Annotated in this window: 2 protein-coding genes; one reads left to right on the forward strand and one right to left on the reverse strand. The window is 64.2% G+C overall.

Features of this window, described 5'->3' with window-relative positions; genetic code table 11:
• On the forward strand, positions 1–336 hold a 336-nt coding region (locus A2I95_RS40255; RefSeq protein WP_291737926.1), incomplete at its 5' end, for a putative nucleotidyltransferase substrate binding domain-containing protein.
• A gap of 342 nt (positions 337–678) precedes the next feature.
• On the opposite strand, the gene A2I95_RS40260 is transcribed toward A2I95_RS40255, so the two are convergent.
• Entirely contained in the window at positions 679–1,068 is a 390-nt protein-coding gene (locus A2I95_RS40260; RefSeq protein ID WP_291737927.1) for a biopolymer transporter ExbD, read from the reverse strand.
• Positions 1,069–1,186 lie beyond the last annotated feature (118 nt).

The following is a 1,186-nucleotide window of genomic DNA, read 5'->3' on the forward strand; positions in this document are numbered from 1 at the left end:
AAGCACAATGGTGTTGTGCCGATTGTTGATTTGGGACGGGTTTATGCGTTGCAAGGACGGCTGGAGGCTGTGAACACACGGGCCCGACTGGAGGCAGCAGGCCAGGCAGGAGTGCTGAGCACCTCTGGGGCGCGGGATCTTTTGGATGCCTACGATCTGATCGCGGAAACGCGGTTATTGCACCAAGCACGTCAGATCAAACGGGGAGAGGCGCCAGACAACTATATGGAGCTGGCCGAACTGTCAGACTTTGAGCGCAGCCACCTGCGCAACGCCTTTGTGGTGGTGAAAAGCCTGCAATCGGCCGTCGGACACGGGAAAGGTGCTGTGGGCTAGGGCAACGTCCACCACAGCTGGGAGGAGAGAATATGTTTCTGGAACTGATCGCGACATTCGTGGCGGGCTTTGCTGCTGCGGGAGCAACCGGCTGCCCCGTTTCGGGGGCGGGTTTGTGCGGGGTGTCCTGCACCGGATGTTCCGCCGCAAGGGTATTTTCGGCCTCCACCGGGGTGTCAGTTCCCTGCGCCAGATCGGCAAAGGCAAAGCCGTGTGCCGCCAGGTCGGTTTGGCCGCCTGCCTGCTCGGCCTGTTCGCGGTCTGTCAGAAAGGCAGCGCCTGCGTGGGCGGCGGCGGCGAGGAACAGGGCTGCCGCACCTGCCAGCCGGGAGCGGGGCACTTTCATTGCAGCGCTCTTTCGGAGACGATCTGCACCCGTTTGGCACCGGCGGCGCGCAGGGCGTTGCCCAGTTGCACCAGGTCGCGTGCGGGCAGGTTGCGATCGGGCACGATGCGCAGGGCTTCGCGGTCGTCTTCGGTCAGCGCGGCCACATGGGCGGCGGCGTCCGGCAGTACCTCGCCGCGCAGGGTCAGACGGCCGTCGGCGTGGATCACCAGCGCATCGGGCGGTTCGCGGCCCTCCAGATCCTTTGCCTCGATCAGGGTCAGATCCTTGTCCAGCGGCACCGCCAGGGTGCCGGCGATCATGAAGAAGATCAGCATCAGGAACACGATGTTGATCAAGGCAATTGTTGGCTCCTTCTGCGCGGTGGCGGGCGGTTTGATGCGCATCAGCCCAGCACCAGGGTTTGCAGGCCTTCAACGCGACGCAATTCGGACAGCAGGTCCACCAGCCGCTGAGAGGAGGCGTCCGCGCCGGGGCTGATCAGCACCAGATGGCCGCCGGATT

This window comes from Leisingera sp. F5 (assembly GCF_001593695.1).